At 62.1% G+C, this 12,637-nt stretch carries 29 protein-coding genes; 23 read left to right on the forward strand and 6 right to left on the reverse strand.

Annotated features, from left to right (window positions below; translation table 11 throughout):
* Positions 1-2 precede the first annotated feature (2 nt).
* The 6 genes from PX653_RS09035 to PX653_RS09060 form a co-directional block, all read right to left on the reverse strand.
* On the reverse strand, positions 3-371 hold the full coding sequence (locus PX653_RS09035) for a helix-turn-helix domain-containing protein (RefSeq protein ID WP_277417556.1): 369 nt from the start codon (positions 369-371) through the stop codon (positions 3-5).
* Positions 368-862: a hypothetical protein gene (locus tag PX653_RS09040; protein WP_277417557.1), complete on the reverse strand. Its 495-nt coding sequence runs from the start codon at positions 860-862 to the stop codon at positions 368-370. Before PX653_RS09040 ends, PX653_RS09035 begins: the two co-directional genes overlap by 4 nt.
* Complete coding sequence (locus PX653_RS09045; protein ID WP_277417558.1) at positions 859-1,035, reverse strand: hypothetical protein; 177 nt, start codon at positions 1,033-1,035, stop codon at positions 859-861. The genes PX653_RS09040 and PX653_RS09045 overlap by 4 nt, the downstream gene beginning before the upstream one ends.
* Positions 1,035-1,217 carry a hypothetical protein gene (locus PX653_RS09050; RefSeq protein WP_277417559.1) on the reverse strand — a complete coding sequence of 61 codons (183 nt, stop codon included), beginning with the start codon at positions 1,215-1,217 and terminating at the stop codon, positions 1,035-1,037. Before PX653_RS09050 ends, PX653_RS09045 begins: the two co-directional genes overlap by 1 nt.
* Before the next feature lie 52 nt (positions 1,218-1,269).
* On the reverse strand, positions 1,270-1,602 hold the full coding sequence (locus PX653_RS09055) for a hypothetical protein (RefSeq protein ID WP_277417560.1): 333 nt from the start codon (positions 1,600-1,602) through the stop codon (positions 1,270-1,272).
* A gap of 83 nt (positions 1,603-1,685) precedes the next feature.
* A complete protein-coding gene (locus PX653_RS09060; RefSeq protein WP_277417561.1) occupies positions 1,686-1,952 on the reverse strand; it encodes a helix-turn-helix domain-containing protein in 267 nt (88 codons plus the stop codon).
* Here PX653_RS09060 and PX653_RS09065 point away from each other — a divergent pair.
* From PX653_RS09065 to PX653_RS09175, 23 genes are all read left to right on the forward strand, one after another.
* Positions 1,951-2,751, forward strand: a complete 801-nt coding sequence (locus PX653_RS09065; protein ID WP_277417562.1) for a S24 family peptidase — start codon at positions 1,951-1,953, stop codon at positions 2,749-2,751. The genes PX653_RS09060 and PX653_RS09065 overlap by 2 nt on opposite strands.
* Positions 2,751-3,029, forward strand: coding sequence for a hypothetical protein (locus tag PX653_RS09070; protein WP_277417563.1), 279 nt, complete (start codon positions 2,751-2,753; stop codon positions 3,027-3,029). Before PX653_RS09065 ends, PX653_RS09070 begins: the two co-directional genes overlap by 1 nt.
* A 37-nt stretch (positions 3,030-3,066) precedes the next feature.
* Positions 3,067-3,450 carry a Rap1a/Tai family immunity protein gene (locus PX653_RS09075; RefSeq protein WP_277417564.1) on the forward strand — a complete coding sequence of 128 codons (384 nt, stop codon included), beginning with the start codon at positions 3,067-3,069 and terminating at the stop codon, positions 3,448-3,450.
* Positions 3,447-3,644: a hypothetical protein gene (locus PX653_RS09080; protein WP_277417565.1), complete on the forward strand. Its 198-nt coding sequence runs from the start codon at positions 3,447-3,449 to the stop codon at positions 3,642-3,644. Before PX653_RS09075 ends, PX653_RS09080 begins: the two co-directional genes overlap by 4 nt.
* Entirely contained in the window at positions 3,637-3,957 is a 321-nt protein-coding gene (locus PX653_RS09085; protein WP_277417566.1) for a p24 family protein, read from the forward strand. The genes PX653_RS09080 and PX653_RS09085 overlap by 8 nt, the downstream gene beginning before the upstream one ends.
* A 214-nt stretch (positions 3,958-4,171) precedes the next feature.
* Positions 4,172-4,423: a hypothetical protein gene (locus tag PX653_RS09090; protein WP_277417567.1), complete on the forward strand. Its 252-nt coding sequence runs from the start codon at positions 4,172-4,174 to the stop codon at positions 4,421-4,423.
* Positions 4,424-4,575: 152 nt separating this feature from the next.
* Complete coding sequence (locus tag PX653_RS09095) at positions 4,576-5,118, forward strand: hypothetical protein (RefSeq protein ID WP_277417568.1); 543 nt, start codon at positions 4,576-4,578, stop codon at positions 5,116-5,118.
* Between the two features lie 110 nt (positions 5,119-5,228).
* Complete coding sequence (locus PX653_RS09100) at positions 5,229-5,684, forward strand: helix-turn-helix domain-containing protein (protein ID WP_277417569.1); 456 nt, start codon at positions 5,229-5,231, stop codon at positions 5,682-5,684.
* 59 nt (positions 5,685-5,743) lie between these two features.
* Entirely contained in the window at positions 5,744-5,899 is a 156-nt protein-coding gene (locus PX653_RS09105) for a hypothetical protein (protein WP_277417570.1), read from the forward strand.
* A gap of 163 nt (positions 5,900-6,062) precedes the next feature.
* Positions 6,063-6,326 (forward strand): hypothetical protein, encoded by a 264-nt coding sequence (locus tag PX653_RS09110; protein ID WP_277417571.1) that lies wholly within the window; start codon positions 6,063-6,065, stop codon positions 6,324-6,326.
* A gap of 103 nt (positions 6,327-6,429) precedes the next feature.
* Positions 6,430-6,564: a hypothetical protein gene (locus PX653_RS09115; protein ID WP_277417572.1), complete on the forward strand. Its 135-nt coding sequence runs from the start codon at positions 6,430-6,432 to the stop codon at positions 6,562-6,564.
* Positions 6,565-6,652: 88 nt separating this feature from the next.
* Positions 6,653-7,531: an ATP-binding protein gene (locus tag PX653_RS09120; RefSeq protein WP_277417573.1), complete on the forward strand. Its 879-nt coding sequence runs from the start codon at positions 6,653-6,655 to the stop codon at positions 7,529-7,531.
* A complete protein-coding gene (gene ssb / locus PX653_RS09125; RefSeq protein WP_277417574.1) occupies positions 7,531-8,022 on the forward strand; it encodes a single-stranded DNA-binding protein in 492 nt (163 codons plus the stop codon). The genes PX653_RS09120 and ssb overlap by 1 nt, the downstream gene beginning before the upstream one ends.
* A gap of 39 nt (positions 8,023-8,061) precedes the next feature.
* On the forward strand, positions 8,062-8,370 hold the full coding sequence (locus PX653_RS09130) for a hypothetical protein (protein WP_277417575.1): 309 nt from the start codon (positions 8,062-8,064) through the stop codon (positions 8,368-8,370).
* Positions 8,367-8,831 carry a recombination protein NinB gene (locus PX653_RS09135; RefSeq protein WP_277417576.1) on the forward strand — a complete coding sequence of 155 codons (465 nt, stop codon included), beginning with the start codon at positions 8,367-8,369 and terminating at the stop codon, positions 8,829-8,831. Before PX653_RS09130 ends, PX653_RS09135 begins: the two co-directional genes overlap by 4 nt.
* Positions 8,828-9,004 (forward strand): hypothetical protein, encoded by a 177-nt coding sequence (locus PX653_RS09140; RefSeq protein ID WP_277417577.1) that lies wholly within the window; start codon positions 8,828-8,830, stop codon positions 9,002-9,004. Before PX653_RS09135 ends, PX653_RS09140 begins: the two co-directional genes overlap by 4 nt.
* A 31-nt stretch (positions 9,005-9,035) precedes the next feature.
* Positions 9,036-9,521 carry a hypothetical protein gene (locus tag PX653_RS09145; RefSeq protein ID WP_277417578.1) on the forward strand — a complete coding sequence of 162 codons (486 nt, stop codon included), beginning with the start codon at positions 9,036-9,038 and terminating at the stop codon, positions 9,519-9,521.
* Positions 9,514-9,672 carry a hypothetical protein gene (locus PX653_RS09150; RefSeq protein ID WP_277417579.1) on the forward strand — a complete coding sequence of 53 codons (159 nt, stop codon included), beginning with the start codon at positions 9,514-9,516 and terminating at the stop codon, positions 9,670-9,672. Before PX653_RS09145 ends, PX653_RS09150 begins: the two co-directional genes overlap by 8 nt.
* A gap of 58 nt (positions 9,673-9,730) precedes the next feature.
* Positions 9,731-10,276 (forward strand): hypothetical protein, encoded by a 546-nt coding sequence (locus tag PX653_RS09155; RefSeq protein WP_277417580.1) that lies wholly within the window; start codon positions 9,731-9,733, stop codon positions 10,274-10,276.
* On the forward strand, positions 10,273-10,524 hold the full coding sequence (locus PX653_RS09160; RefSeq protein ID WP_277417581.1) for a hypothetical protein: 252 nt from the start codon (positions 10,273-10,275) through the stop codon (positions 10,522-10,524). The genes PX653_RS09155 and PX653_RS09160 overlap by 4 nt, the downstream gene beginning before the upstream one ends.
* Before the next feature lie 31 nt (positions 10,525-10,555).
* Positions 10,556-11,365 (forward strand): hypothetical protein, encoded by an 810-nt coding sequence (locus tag PX653_RS09165; RefSeq protein ID WP_277417582.1) that lies wholly within the window; start codon positions 10,556-10,558, stop codon positions 11,363-11,365.
* A gap of 94 nt (positions 11,366-11,459) precedes the next feature.
* A complete protein-coding gene (locus tag PX653_RS09170) occupies positions 11,460-12,290 on the forward strand; it encodes a hypothetical protein (RefSeq protein WP_277417583.1) in 831 nt (276 codons plus the stop codon).
* The gene (locus tag PX653_RS09175; RefSeq protein WP_277417584.1) at positions 12,278-12,607 is read left to right on the forward strand and encodes a hypothetical protein; all 330 of its coding nucleotides are present in this window, start codon (positions 12,278-12,280) and stop codon (positions 12,605-12,607) included. Before PX653_RS09170 ends, PX653_RS09175 begins: the two co-directional genes overlap by 13 nt.
* Positions 12,608-12,637: the final 30 nt, after the last annotated feature.

A 12,637-nucleotide genomic window follows, 5' to 3' on the forward strand; every position in this document is an offset into this window, starting at 1 on the left:
GGTCAGCCCTCCCCGCCCAGGACGCTGCCGGCGCCCAGGAGCTTGCCCGCAGGCTTGGCTGGGCCGAACAGGGCGGCTACCAGCGGGTCGCGCTTGGCGACTTTGGGCTCTGGTGCCGGTACTGACGCCTTGATCGGCCCTTCGCCTGGATGCCACCAGTATTCGAAGCCGAGAGATTTCCGGACCTCCACAGAATGGATGAGGCCGTCGCTTGCCAGCCGGTGCAGACGCACGCGGACAGCCTCGACGGAGTAGCCGGTCAGCTCGCGCAGCTGGAGCGTCGTGCGCGGCTTGGCCTTCACCAAGCGTGCAAGACGCGCTGGCAGGGCCTCGATCGACACGCGGTCCGTTGGGTATGCTGGGAATTTCATGCGGCCTCCTGATAGACGTTGCCGGCTTCGATACGCTGGCGAACGGTCGTCATGGCGTCGGCAACCTCGGCGCGCGTGGCGATCTTCATCTGTTCGTCGTGGACTTGGAATGCGGTCTCGATGTCGCGCAGGGCGTCGCCGTCAAGGCGGAAATTGCGAGTGCGGACGCTGCGTGCTTTGGCGCGGAATGCGCCATCGAGGGCTTGAACGAAGGTCTGCTCGTACTCGGCGCCGATGCCGCGCTCGGCCAGCACCATGCCGATGTTGAGAGCGCAGGAGACGCAGGACCAGCATTCTTCGTTGGCGTCACCCGCGCGCAGATTGTCCAGGCTCAGCCAGTAGGCAATGCCCAGGTCGGACAGCTGATCATGGCGCAGCGGGGACGCTTCGTGACCACGTGCGTGGCACATGGCAATGGCGATGAGGCCGCCGTGGATGGCGACCGGTTTCGGCCGATAGGTCTTGTTGCGGGGCTTCTTCGGCTTCGTCATGGCTCAGCGACCTCCAGGCGATCCTGCTCGGTCACACTCTCGTAGCCGCGCTGCCAGTCGAATTGGGCCAGCGAGTTCCAGTGCAGGCCGTGCGAGTCGGGCTGATCGCCGCGCAAGGCGGCGGCCCGGCCGTGCTTGTAGTGCTGCGTTTGCAGCATGATCTCGAAGTCCATTACTTCCTCCCCGCCTCGTCGGCCAGCTTGCGCAAATCCCGGAGCGCGAGGTACTGCGCGCTCCGCTTCTCCTGGTTGCCCTTGTCCGCTACGGCCTCCTTGTCGGCCGGCCGCCACACGTTGACGACGTGGTGCACGATCTTCTCGGCTGGCGTCGCGGGGGCTACTCGTTTGTCTTCCATGTGGGCTCTTTCTCGTTACGTCGGTGGATCGAATGTCCATGTCATCCCCGCATCAAAGACGCATATGCATGCGCGGTCGTGCTACTCGGGTGGGCAGCAACATGGCCAGGTTCTGGCCATAGGCTGGCCGTTCCGCCTGGCGCTGCTGCCGCTTATCCTTGCGGTCTGCCAACCAGCTCTTCGCCAGGTTGCGCAACAATGTGCTGTGCTTTACGTCCGCCGCTTTGCACTCCTGCTGCAGCGCGACGAACTCGTCGGCGTTAAGCAGCGTTTTGACCTCGATGTTGCGCGGGGTCGAGCATTCGTTGTACTGCTCGATCTCCCGCGCGAAGAACGTTCGCAGGTCATCGGCTGACAGGTCTTGGAACAGGTTGCGTGGTGCCATGGTGTTTTCCTTGTGGTTCGTGAATCAGGATTTCGGGTTACGTGGATGGACTGCTGGTGTTGCTGGTACTGCTGGTTGGGGAATCAGGTGGTGCGATTGCGGGCGCGGCCACGTCGGCGACCTGGTGGGGGCGCCGCGCGGATGAAAGCCCAGTCGGCATCCGGGCAAAGCAGTTCGCAAACCAACTCGCGACCGCTTTCCCGTTCGAGGTTGATCGCCAGCCGCTCGGTGCACGCCCGATTGCCATAGCCGACCTGGCGCAGGTAATCGAACGACGTACCGCAGCGGGCCGCGAAGGAGTCCCGGGCTTCCACCGGGATCGCGTTCAGGTAGTCGATGAGCGTCTTCATGCTCACGACTTTATCAATTGATACAGTCAAAGTCAAGCGATTGCTAATTTATCAAATGCTAAAAGTGCGCGACAATATCCGCATGAACATGTATCAACATCGACGTGAGCGACTACTCGACCTGATCGACAGGGAGTACGGCGGGGAACGCGTGCGCTTCTGCGACCGGACCGGCCTTAGCGAGTCGCGCGTGGCTCAGCTGCTGTCCACCACGTACCGCGAAGGCACGGCATTCACTGAGAAGACCGCACGCAAGGTTGAGGTGCTGGCCGGCCTGCCGCCGCTCTACTTCGACCAGGGGGTAGTTGAGGTGGCTGAGCAGCCGACAAAGGCGCCTCCGGGCTTCATGCCGGTGCGGCCGGCCGGCGAGGACGACCCAGCCTTTACGCTGATTCGCAAGGTAAAGCTGCGCCTGTCGGCCGGTATCAGCGGCTTCGAGGTCGAGCCCGACCGATTCGACGGTGCGACCGCGTCAGTGCCGACGGACTGGATGCGGCGAAAGGGCCTCAGCTGGGAAACCCTGCTTGCCATGCACGTGCGTGGTGAAAGCATGCAACCCTCGCTGTATGAGGGCGATCTGGTGGTGGTCAATACCGCAGACACTCAACCCGTTGACGGAGAGGTGTTCGCGGTGAATTACGAGGGGGAGCCGGTTATCAAGCGCCTGGTGCGCGATGCCGGCCGCTGGTGGCTGACTTCCGATAACCCGGACCAGCGCCAGTATCACAGGAAAGTTTGCGAAGGCGATACGTGCATTATCGTCGGTCGCGTTGTTTTGGCTCAGAAGGAACGAATTTAATGCACTATGTAGTTCTGCGCCTGCGCGATGTGCGCATGGCGATTGTATTGGTCGAAAAGAGCCAAATGGATGGCGCGGCGGGGGGTGAACTGCTGACCAAGCTGCAGTTCCAGTTGAAACTGCCGGTAATGCTTGTTTCGCACACCGATGGCCGTTGGGAGAACGCGCGGGCGCGGGCTGACTTCAACGTTGCACCGTTCCTGTTTGCGCTGATGGCGTTGGATGAGGTGGACTGGAAAGAGCTGCCCAAGCCAGAAGAGCCGGATTTACCCTTTTAAGGTGCAGCGGCACGCCACAATGCCGAGAGAGGAAAAAATGCCCAATTCACTAAAAAATATGCCCCGTCCTCAGTCGTTGATCTACGGTGTGCTCGCCTGTTTGTTTTCTATGCAATGTCAGGCACAAATAGTTACGGGAAATCAGCTTCAGCAGTGGGTGGCAGGTCATGACAGGGCGGATGCCCCTGGCGCCACGCCCAGCGATTTACTGCTTTCTCGCTCGGCAATGCACTACATAACGGGTGTGGCTGAATCGTATGATAACGCGCGTGTCGTGTGTCTTACTGATGGAGTGACAGTTGGCCAGCTTGTTGCGGTGGTGGCGAAACATCTCAAGCAATATCCTGAGGATTGGAACAACAGTGCAAATCTGTTAGTTCTTACGGCCCTCAACAATGCATTCCCATGCAAAAAGAAATGACCAAAAACGAACGCGACATGGTGATGACGCTCGCCCAGGCGATTAATTCGCTGGCTGGCGCATTGCGCGCGGTGACGCCAGCGATTGCCGACCCCAAAAGGCAGGAGTTAGCTGATGCCTATCTTGTACTTGTGGAATCGAATTTCGAGGAACTAATCCGTTTGATAGACAAGGAGTGGCTGTCCGATGAGTGATGTTCGCGACTTTACTGGACCATTGCATGAGCGCGCCCGCAGACTGCGTGGCTCGGTTGACAGCGGCGGCGGCCCGCCCCATGATGACGACATGGAAGAACGTGTCAAAAAACTGGAAGCGACGGCCGAGAAGACGCTCGAGCGCCTTGTTGCGATCGAGCGTGATGTTGCCGTCATGCGCGGTAACTACGCCACCAAAGAAGATCTCCATCGAGAGATCAATGCCCAAACCTGGAAGCTCGTCACGTTCGTGTGCGGCTTCGGGACCGCTCTGGTCGGCGCCACGTACTTCGTCGCCACCCACATCAAGTAAGCTGCCCCCTTCCTGGACCGAACAGCCCCGCCAGCCGGGGCTTTTTTACGTCTGCACCGCGCGCACCTGTCAACACTGACAGCCCACCACGCCTGATCGAAAAACTTTATCAAAGGCTTTATCAAACGCTTGACTTGGACTTTATCACTTGATAAAGTACACCCATCGAAACGCACAAAGCGTAGACAGACAGCGCAAAGCCCTGGAGACCAGCATGCCCCGCCACCAAGACGACAACGAGCAGTACGACGAAGCGCTGATGGATGCGGCGCGCGTGCGGTTCGACGTCATCGTGGCCGCGCTGAAAGCCGATGGGGTGTTCGTCGATCTGGCTGACAAGAACGAAGACCTGTGGGAGCTGGCGGAAGAACAGGCAGAAGCCGTGCTGGCGCAGGGTGAGCGCGATGCCTGGGTCGCAGCACAAGACGCCTGCATCGACGCCGCCTACGCGCTGATGTACCGCTGACCGAAAAGGAGCGCCGCACCCCTACATACAACGTGCGGTTTGCCAATCTCCGGGTCAGAAGTAGGAGGGCCGCCTCGGTCTCAGAGGACGTAGAGCCTACGCAGCGCTGGCAGCCCGGAGAGACGGCACCCAACAACAACCCGGAGAAAACCATGCTGAACCTGAATGAAGACGACGTGAAGGCCGCGATTGTCCAGAAAGTCGCTGACGAAATCCTGCAGCGTGACGACGACATTTCCACGCTCGTGGCAAAGGAAGTCAAGGCGCGTCTGGACAAGATTTTTATCGACAAGGCTCATGCGCAAGTCGAGGCGGCCATTACCGAAGCCGTTCAAGGAAGCTTCGACCGTGAGTATCAGCGCGTCACAGCATGGGGCGAGCCCGACGGACCAAAGACAACCATCCGCGCCGAGCTGCTGAAAACCGTGAATGGCTACTGGAGTGCACGCGTCAATGCGCGCAATGGCGAACCTTCGAGCGGTAGCTACGACAGCGTGACGCGCGCCCAATACGTGATGACGCAGGTCTGCGCCAAGGACTTCATCGAGCACATGAAACAGGCCGCCACGAACGTCACCGGCGCCCTCAAGGACGGCCTGCGGGTGCAACTGGCACAACACATGGACGAGCTGCTCAATGACCTGTTCCGCGTAAAGAGCCTCCAGGACCAGGGCAAGGTCGAGAAGCCGTATTGATCAGCACCGGCCACCACACGCCAGCCTGAGCGCGCACAGGCCGACTTGGATGTTCGAGAAATTCCACCAGTTCCCGCGCTGGCGTTTAAGGCGGAACTTAAGGAGATGTCATGCGAAGCCTGATGGATCGGGTCTTAGAAAACGTAGCGATCGTCCCAATTGCCGGATGCTGGATTTGGCTTGGGGCGACGGACCAGCACGGGTACGGACGGATATTTCTGAATGGCCGGCCCCGGCGGCTTCATCGAGCCGTCTACCAGGAGGTGAAGGGTGCGGCGAAGAACAGCGTTTGCCATACCTGCGACACCCCGTGTTGTGTGAATCCGTATCACTTATACGACGGGACGCACCATCAGAACATGCAAGACCGGGAACAGAGGGGGCGCGCTAACAAGGCCATCGGAAAGCGAAACGGGCGCGCTAAATATACGGAAGAGCAGATCAACCTGATGCGCCAGATGAGAGGTAGCGGCATCAGTCTGAAGGAAATAGCAGCACATTTTGGCAAACGTAACACCGGCTATTTTTCACTTGTCATCAACAAGAAGATCCGTTCGAGCGGATGACATCGTGAAAGCCGGACCCCAAACCCCGCGCCGACGTGGCGCACTTAAAGGAGCTTCACATGTTTCTTCTTCTGGCTTTCTTCATGACCACCTCCGGCGCAGTGAGCAGCACGGTTGCCGAGTTCCACAGTGCCGAGGCGTGCGACGCCGCGCGCACCGTAGTTCTGACCCAGGCACCGGGGCCGAACAAAACGGCCGTGTGCGTCGCCAAGTAGTCGAACAGGGCCGCCCCACCTCACGGGGCGCCTACAACAACCGCCGGCGCGCCGGCACCTGAAAGGACCGCCATGAGCCTCTTCGCCCTTGCCCTGATCGTAATCCTGATGGTACTCAACGCGCCGCGCTGGGCCTTCTGACCAACTGCACACGGAGCAGACCATGACACGCAAGCACACCGCAATCCCCTGGCGCGCAGACCACAAGCAGCGCGCGAACGTCGCAGTACGCGCCGCGCGCTGGGTGCGACGCCAGTTCAACCGCATGCGCCTGTGGTGGATCGGTCGGAAGGAGCGCAACGTCTACGACCACGCCTCCGACCTGGTCTCGATGTACGAGGCGATCCCGGCCGAGATTCGCAACGCGCATCACAAGCTGGCCCAGTTTGCCGAGCAGCGCCGCCGGATCGAATGGGAGCTGACGTGATCCGCTTCCTCCGCACGCAGTACCTGCTGGGCCTGCGCGCCGGCCTGCCGCGCCGCGACGCCCGTATCCGCGCAGTGCGCACCCTGTTTGAAGGCTTTTGACCATGAGCAAATTTGAACGCGAAGCCCACGACGCCGCCGACACGCTGGCCGGCTACGACCAGCAGCGGCAGCCCGGCACGGCCTGGTACGGCCGGGGCCGCAGCAGCGCCCGGCGTCGGTCTGGTCGCCGCGAATGACCGAGCAGCAGCGCGCCGAGCTGGCGCAGCATATCGAGAAGCACCAGTGCCCATTTTAGCCACGCAACATCAATCGAGAGAAATCACCATGGAAATCCGAAAAGCGGAGCGCAAGAAAGCCAAGCTGCGCCTGGGTATCGCAGCACCGAGCGGCGCCGGCAAGACGTACAGCGCCCTCCTCCTGGCCTTCGGCCTGGGCGGCAAGGTCGGCCTCATCGACACGGAGCACGGCAGCGGCGACCTGTACGCCCACCTGGGCGACTACGACATCATCGGCATCGAGGCGCCGTACACCGTCGCCAAGTACCTGCAGGCCATCAAGGCATTCGAGCAGGCCGGCTACAACGTGGTGATCATCGATTCGCTGTCGCACGCCTGGGCTGGCGACGGCGGTCTGCTGGACAAGCAGGGCAAGATTGCCGACTCGGGCAAGCAGAACGGCTTCGCCGCATGGCGCACGATCACCCCTGAACACAACTCCCTGGTGGAGGCGATGCTGCGCAGCCCGTGCCACATCATCGCCACGATGCGCGCCAAGCAGGAATACGTGCTGGAGACCGGCGCCAACGGCAAGCAGACGCCGAAGAAGGTCGGCCTGGCGCCAGTGCAGCGCGACGGCATGGAATACGAGTTCACCGTCATGCTCGATGTCGACATGAACCACGTCGCCAGTGCCAGCAAGGACCGCACGGGCCTGTTCGATGGCGCCTACTTCAAGGTGACGCCCGAAACCGGAACGAAGCTCCTGGGCTGGCTGGACACCGGAACGCCACCGGAGGTGTTCGACGACGCCGTGTTCGAGGGCAATCAGGTCGCCATGCTCGATGCCAGCACGCTGGACGAGCTGCAAGCCGCCTTCGCCGTCGCCTACAAGTACGCCAAGCGGTTCAACGACGCCGAGGCGCTGACGGCCGCCACGACGGTCTACAACGGCCGCAAGGCTGAACTGACCGAGGAGCACGCGTAATGGCATCGGTCAACAAGGTAATCCTCGTCGGCAACCTGGGCCGCGACCCGGAAGTCCGCTACCTGTCCAGCGGCGACGCGATCGCTAACGTCTCGCTGGCGACCAGCTTCCGCAGCAAGGACAAGAACACGGGCGAGAACAAGGAAACGACGGAGTGGCACCGCGTGGCGTTCTTCGGCCGCCTGGCCGAGGTCGTGGCGCAGTACCTGAAGAAGGGTTCGACCATCTACGTCGAAGGCCGCCTGCAAACGCGGAAGTACACGGACAAGGATGGCATCGAGAAGTACGCGACCGACGTCATCGCCATGGAAATGCAGATGCTGGGCGGGCGCCAGGCCGGCGGCCAGGATGACGACGTTGGTGGCGCGCCGGCCGGCAGCGTCCGCGACCAAGCCCGCCAGCCGAACGAACGCGAGCAGCGCCTGAATCGTCAGCACCAGCAGTCCCGCCAGGCGCCGACGCCAGACGACGACAACGACATTCCCTACTGACTTGACCGGAGCGGGCCGGCGTAATCCGGCTCGAACGAAATGATCGACCTGACCTCTATCGACAACGAAACGCTCCTCGCGCGCGGCCAGTACGCCACGGTGCGCGGCGCCCACGAGGACGCGAAGCGCAACCTGGCCGTGCTGTCCGGCCAGTTCAGCACGGCATCCGCCCAGGTGCTGCGCTACATGCAGCCGGACGGCGATGCGCAGCCGGACATGCACGCCGTGCGCGCGCTGCTGACGGCCATGCGCGACGGCGTAGGCCACATCGAACAGTGCGTGAGCGAAATCGAAGGCCTGGCCGCCCAGCGCGCCGCCCTCAAGTCCGCCGCGTGGGGCCGCAAATGACGACGAAACGCATCTTCTTCCTGAATCACCGCCAGGCCCGCGCCAACGTTGCGCATTTCGCCTACAACGGGCCGGAAGGCTGGATGGTCGTGTTCTCGGAACCGAAGAAGAAGCGTGCTCAGGAAGACAAGTACCACGCGATGATTGATGACATTGCGCGCCAAGTCGAGTTCATAGGTCGCAAATGGCACAAGGAAGACATGAAGCGCCTGCTGATCGACGAGTTCGCGGAAGAGATGCGCACCGCCGGGACACCGCTGCATCACGACGGCCGGGTCGTGCCGAGCTTCGACGGTCGGCGCATCGTGCAGTTGGGCGTGCAGTCGCGCGACTTCTATGTGAAGGAAGCGGCGCAGTTCATCGAGTACCTGTACGCCTTCGGTGCCGCACGTGACGTGCAGTGGAGCGAGCCGGCGTACCACCCGGGCCCCGAGCACGCCGTGATAGGAGACGCACCGTGACCGAAGAAGAGCACCGCAAGTCCGACCTGATCCGCGCCGCGCGCGCCTTTATGCAGTACGTGAACGCCCGCTCGATCTGCGTGCACATGCCGGACTCGGACGATGTCCTGCTGGCCGGCGACCCCGACGAGCTGCCGGAGCTGCTGAAGCGGCACCAGCAAGACCCGCTGTAACACCCGAACAACAACGATAGGAAGAGACGCAATGACGAACACCACGAACACCGCCGCCCAGGCCGCGCCCGTTGTAGCGGCATCGGAGCTGAGCAACGAGCAGATTGCAGCGACGGCTTATAGCCAGTTCGGGATCGTTGCGGATGATCAGGAAATTGCAGCGTTCGCGCGCTGGGTGCTGGCCGCTGCAACGCCTGCGGCATCCGAAGGGTGGACGGTTGCAGCAGGCGAAATGCCGAAAGGTAATGTGCTGGCCTCGATGCGGTATCCGACCGGCAAGCGCCGAACCATCGTGGCTTTCTATGCCGGCAAGTTCCAGATCGAATGCGGTTGCGACGATGGCGTTGCATTCGAATTGAACGAAGAGGACGACGAGTTCTACCTTCAAGAAGGCTGGTACGAGTGTGTCCAGAACTGGGGCGACTTTTCGAGCGTGGCCGTCACCGAAGGCGCTGTGACGCATCACCGGCCCCTCCCTGCTGCACCAACACAGGCGGAGGGCCAGGGCCATGACTGACCGCGACTGCGAAGACTGCACGCACTGCCAGACGATCAACGAGGATCAGGACAACTACTGCCACCTGCAACAGCGCGTGGTGTACGTCACCTGCGACAAGTTCTCCCCTCTCGACGGCGCCGCCCGCAACCAGACGAATACGAAGGACTGACCATGAGCGACCTGAACGAACAACAACCCTCGCGGCATGCCCTTTCTGCGGCGCCGACGTGAATGCCGACGACGAGGACCACAACGCCGATTGCTATTTCACTGTGCAGCGTGAGGGCGGCAACGACCGCGCCGCCTGGAACCGCCGCGCCCCAGCTCCAGCGGCCAGCGTGGAGGTGCCAATCAAGACGTGGCAGGAGCGCCGCGAAACGTCCATCAATCAGGACGAGGCCATGCGGGCCGAAATCGACGAACTCCGCGCAGCACTCGCGGCTTCCAGCGTGCAGGCAGAGCCGGTGGCGACCGTCATCAAGCGCGGCGCTGACCGTCAGTGGATGAGCGAGCGAATGGGCGACCTGCCCGACGGCACCTACTCGCTGTATCTCGTCGCCCCCACCGCCAGCACGGCGGACGCCAATGATGCGGCGCGACTGGACTACATGATTTTCCATTCGGCCTACATCGGCCACAGTCGCGATGCTGAATCGTGCCGCGTGTGGCGCATCGAGGATGGCGAAGAATTCGCGGCCACTGGCTGGCACGGTGACGCACGCGAAGCCATCGACGCAGCTATCGCCACCAGCGCCGACGAGGTGAAGTCGTGAGCGACGTTCGCGCGCTGCCAGTGCAGGCCCAGCCGACCGCGACGTTGCCGAAGCGGATCATGCGCCCGTGCGACTACGGCATGTGGAATGCCGTGAAAGCGATGGAAACCCAGGTCGGTACCGTCGAGGCATACAACCGGCTGTGCGAATGGGCGGCCAGCCTGCGCCAGAAGATCGACGCGGGCGAGGCCAAGGCCCCGCATCCGATGTGGCTGACCGATCCGAAGCACATTTATCCGGCCGGCTGACCGCGCAGCATAACAACCTACGAAAGAGAATATGGACAACCAAAGCATGCAGGATTATCGCTACGATGAAGACCGTGCGGAATACGAACGACTGAAGCGTAAATTTGAAGCAAAGCCATCTGCCAGCACGTTCGAGCAATGTACGCACCCGACCTGTGGCCGCTTCAAGGACGGCCAGGGCTGGAGCTGCCGCGCCATGGCTGACAATGCATGCGCCCGGTCATCTGCCAGCGCTGTGCCGGGGATTGATACGCCGGTATTCCGCAACCTGCTGGGCTACCTCTTGGACGCCTATCGCAAAGAGCTGCAAGGGGCCGCGTCTTCGCTGTACGAGGATGCGCGGCCTGGGCTGATCAAGCACATCGACACCGCCATTGCCGCCGCCCATGAAGCAGGGCGACAGGAGGCCATCCCGCCGGGCTATGTGCTGGTGCCAGTGGAGCCGACACCGGAGATGCTTGCGGAGATGGTCAGCTTTGACGTGTTCGACTCCCTACGCCGGTGGCCCCATGTCGCCGATGCAGTTGCGGATGCGATGTGGAAGAACACTTGCAAGCTCGCCGCCCCGCACCCACAAGCCAAAGCCCAGGAGCCGGCAAGTTGCGATTGCGTTTCCGGTGACACCTACAAGCCGTACGGGTGCGAGAAGTGCAATCCGGATTTGGCTCAGGGGCAGACGGGTGAACAGTCGGTGACGCCTTTCTGCCTAACGAAACACCAAGTGGAAATTGTCTGCGACGGCCTCGAAATGGTTGTGGGAAATACAGACGATTTGCAGGCACACGGGGCCGCTGAACGGCTGCTAAGGCTCTTCGGATCGCCCAACTACGCCGCGAAATGAACGACCACCCATACCTCTACCTACTAAGCCCGCCGCTGTGGGCGCTGGTGCTCACGCTGGTGCAGGAACTTTACCGAATGACGAAAGGATTGTGATGGAAAACACGAACGACAAGAAGGCTGTGCAAGTACCCGTGACGACGTACCTCGCGCCGGACGGCGTGACGCACTGGCCTGCATATAGCCACGAACAGCGGGAGGAATATGCGGAAGAGGCGCGGAAGGAAACGCGCGACTACTACGAGGCCAAGATCGCGGACCTGTTCGCCGCCCAGCCAGTGGCAGAGGCAGCAGCGCAGGCGGAGTGCGATTGCTGCAAGGATATCCGCCAAGCTGAAAACGATATTGGCTGGATGGCCGCCGCGCCCACAGCACAGCCGACGCCAAGCCCTATGGCTCAATTCTTGGCTCTGCTGGAGGATGAGCAAGATCGCCGAATGGATGAACATTTGCCCGCTCTGTTTGAAGAACTGGCCGCACGGCGTGCAGCACAGCCGGCGCCGCCGGATGACGAGCGGGCCGGGTTCGAGGCGCTGGAGCGATACAAGCCCGTGGTGCTGATGGACGGCACCATGCCGACAATGGCCCGCGACGACGCAGAAGGAACATGGGTCAACATTCACACGCTCCGCGCCGCCCTTCGCCAACCGGGCGCGCTGCCGGATGATGCCGAGCATGCGGCGCGCGGCGAGGCCCGCCAGCAAGGATGGAAAGAAGGAATGGACGACGCCATTACGCTGACCAAGCCGATCGCCGTCGAGCGCGACCGGATGCGCACGGCACTGGAGAGCGCGCGGCTGTTGCTCGCCAACCTCGATGGCCTCAGCAAGAACAACATCTGCAACCTGGCCGGCGAAGAGGTCGAGAAGATCGACCGCGCCCTTGCTGCGAAGCAGGCCGGGAAGGAGGCGCCATGCGCAAACTGATCGCAGCCAGCGCCCTGCTCCTGGCCATCGCCGCCCCGGCCCGCGCCGGCCTGACGCATGAGCAAGTGGACGACCTGGTGTGGCGCATCAAGTACCGCTACATCCCCATGGGCCTGACCGCCCCGGAGATCGTCATCCTCGTGCGCGACCTGTACAACGCGCCGTATGTCGTCGTCGACGAGAACCCGGACGGCTCCGTGTCGTTCATGTACGAGGACCGCGCCTACCCGGGCGGCCCGATCCGCTACCTGGGCCTGATCTACCGCGGCATGCTCAAGACGCAGGCCGCGCCCGTGATGCCGGCGGCGCCGAACTGATCGGTAACGAATACGAAACTGAAGGACTGA

Source organism: Pseudoduganella chitinolytica (assembly GCF_029028125.1).
GTDB lineage: Bacteria > Pseudomonadota > Gammaproteobacteria > Burkholderiales > Burkholderiaceae_D > Rugamonas > Rugamonas chitinolytica.

What these genes read in the sequence shown, in the direction of transcription:
- PX653_RS09035 (WP_277417556.1), bottom strand. Translation starts at nt 371, where the DNA reads ATGAAATTCCCAGCATACCCAACGGACCGCGTGTCGATCGAGGCCCTG.
- PX653_RS09040 (WP_277417557.1), bottom strand. Translation starts at nt 862, where the DNA reads ATGACGAAGCCGAAGAAGCCCCGCAACAAGACCTATCGGCCGAAACCG.
- PX653_RS09045 (WP_277417558.1), bottom strand. Translation starts at nt 1,035, where the DNA reads ATGGACTTCGAGATCATGCTGCAAACGCAGCACTACAAGCACGGCCGG.
- PX653_RS09050 (WP_277417559.1), bottom strand. Translation starts at nt 1,217, where the DNA reads ATGGAAGACAAACGAGTAGCCCCCGCGACGCCAGCCGAGAAGATCGTG.
- PX653_RS09055 (WP_277417560.1), bottom strand. Translation starts at nt 1,602, where the DNA reads ATGGCACCACGCAACCTGTTCCAAGACCTGTCAGCCGATGACCTGCGA.
- PX653_RS09065 (WP_277417562.1), top strand. Translation starts at nt 1,951, where the DNA reads ATGCTCACGACTTTATCAATTGATACAGTCAAAGTCAAGCGATTGCTA.
- PX653_RS09060 (WP_277417561.1), bottom strand. Translation starts at nt 1,952, where the DNA reads ATGAAGACGCTCATCGACTACCTGAACGCGATCCCGGTGGAAGCCCGG.
- PX653_RS09070 (WP_277417563.1), top strand. Translation starts at nt 2,751, where the DNA reads ATGCACTATGTAGTTCTGCGCCTGCGCGATGTGCGCATGGCGATTGTA.
- PX653_RS09075 (WP_277417564.1), top strand. Translation starts at nt 3,067, where the DNA reads ATGCCCAATTCACTAAAAAATATGCCCCGTCCTCAGTCGTTGATCTAC.
- PX653_RS09080 (WP_277417565.1), top strand. Translation starts at nt 3,447, where the DNA reads ATGACCAAAAACGAACGCGACATGGTGATGACGCTCGCCCAGGCGATT.
- PX653_RS09085 (WP_277417566.1), top strand. Translation starts at nt 3,637, where the DNA reads ATGAGTGATGTTCGCGACTTTACTGGACCATTGCATGAGCGCGCCCGC.
- PX653_RS09090 (WP_277417567.1), top strand. Translation starts at nt 4,172, where the DNA reads ATGCCCCGCCACCAAGACGACAACGAGCAGTACGACGAAGCGCTGATG.
- PX653_RS09095 (WP_277417568.1), top strand. Translation starts at nt 4,576, where the DNA reads ATGCTGAACCTGAATGAAGACGACGTGAAGGCCGCGATTGTCCAGAAA.
- PX653_RS09100 (WP_277417569.1), top strand. Translation starts at nt 5,229, where the DNA reads ATGCGAAGCCTGATGGATCGGGTCTTAGAAAACGTAGCGATCGTCCCA.
- PX653_RS09105 (WP_277417570.1), top strand. Translation starts at nt 5,744, where the DNA reads ATGTTTCTTCTTCTGGCTTTCTTCATGACCACCTCCGGCGCAGTGAGC.
- PX653_RS09110 (WP_277417571.1), top strand. Translation starts at nt 6,063, where the DNA reads ATGACACGCAAGCACACCGCAATCCCCTGGCGCGCAGACCACAAGCAG.
- PX653_RS09115 (WP_277417572.1), top strand. Translation starts at nt 6,430, where the DNA reads ATGAGCAAATTTGAACGCGAAGCCCACGACGCCGCCGACACGCTGGCC.
- PX653_RS09120 (WP_277417573.1), top strand. Translation starts at nt 6,653, where the DNA reads ATGGAAATCCGAAAAGCGGAGCGCAAGAAAGCCAAGCTGCGCCTGGGT.
- ssb (WP_277417574.1), top strand. Translation starts at nt 7,531, where the DNA reads ATGGCATCGGTCAACAAGGTAATCCTCGTCGGCAACCTGGGCCGCGAC.
- PX653_RS09130 (WP_277417575.1), top strand. Translation starts at nt 8,062, where the DNA reads ATGATCGACCTGACCTCTATCGACAACGAAACGCTCCTCGCGCGCGGC.
- PX653_RS09135 (WP_277417576.1), top strand. Translation starts at nt 8,367, where the DNA reads ATGACGACGAAACGCATCTTCTTCCTGAATCACCGCCAGGCCCGCGCC.
- PX653_RS09145 (WP_277417578.1), top strand. Translation starts at nt 9,036, where the DNA reads ATGACGAACACCACGAACACCGCCGCCCAGGCCGCGCCCGTTGTAGCG.
- PX653_RS09150 (WP_277417579.1), top strand. Translation starts at nt 9,514, where the DNA reads ATGACTGACCGCGACTGCGAAGACTGCACGCACTGCCAGACGATCAAC.
- PX653_RS09165 (WP_277417582.1), top strand. Translation starts at nt 10,556, where the DNA reads ATGGACAACCAAAGCATGCAGGATTATCGCTACGATGAAGACCGTGCG.
- PX653_RS09170 (WP_277417583.1), top strand. Translation starts at nt 11,460, where the DNA reads ATGGAAAACACGAACGACAAGAAGGCTGTGCAAGTACCCGTGACGACG.
- PX653_RS09175 (WP_277417584.1), top strand. Translation starts at nt 12,278, where the DNA reads ATGCGCAAACTGATCGCAGCCAGCGCCCTGCTCCTGGCCATCGCCGCC.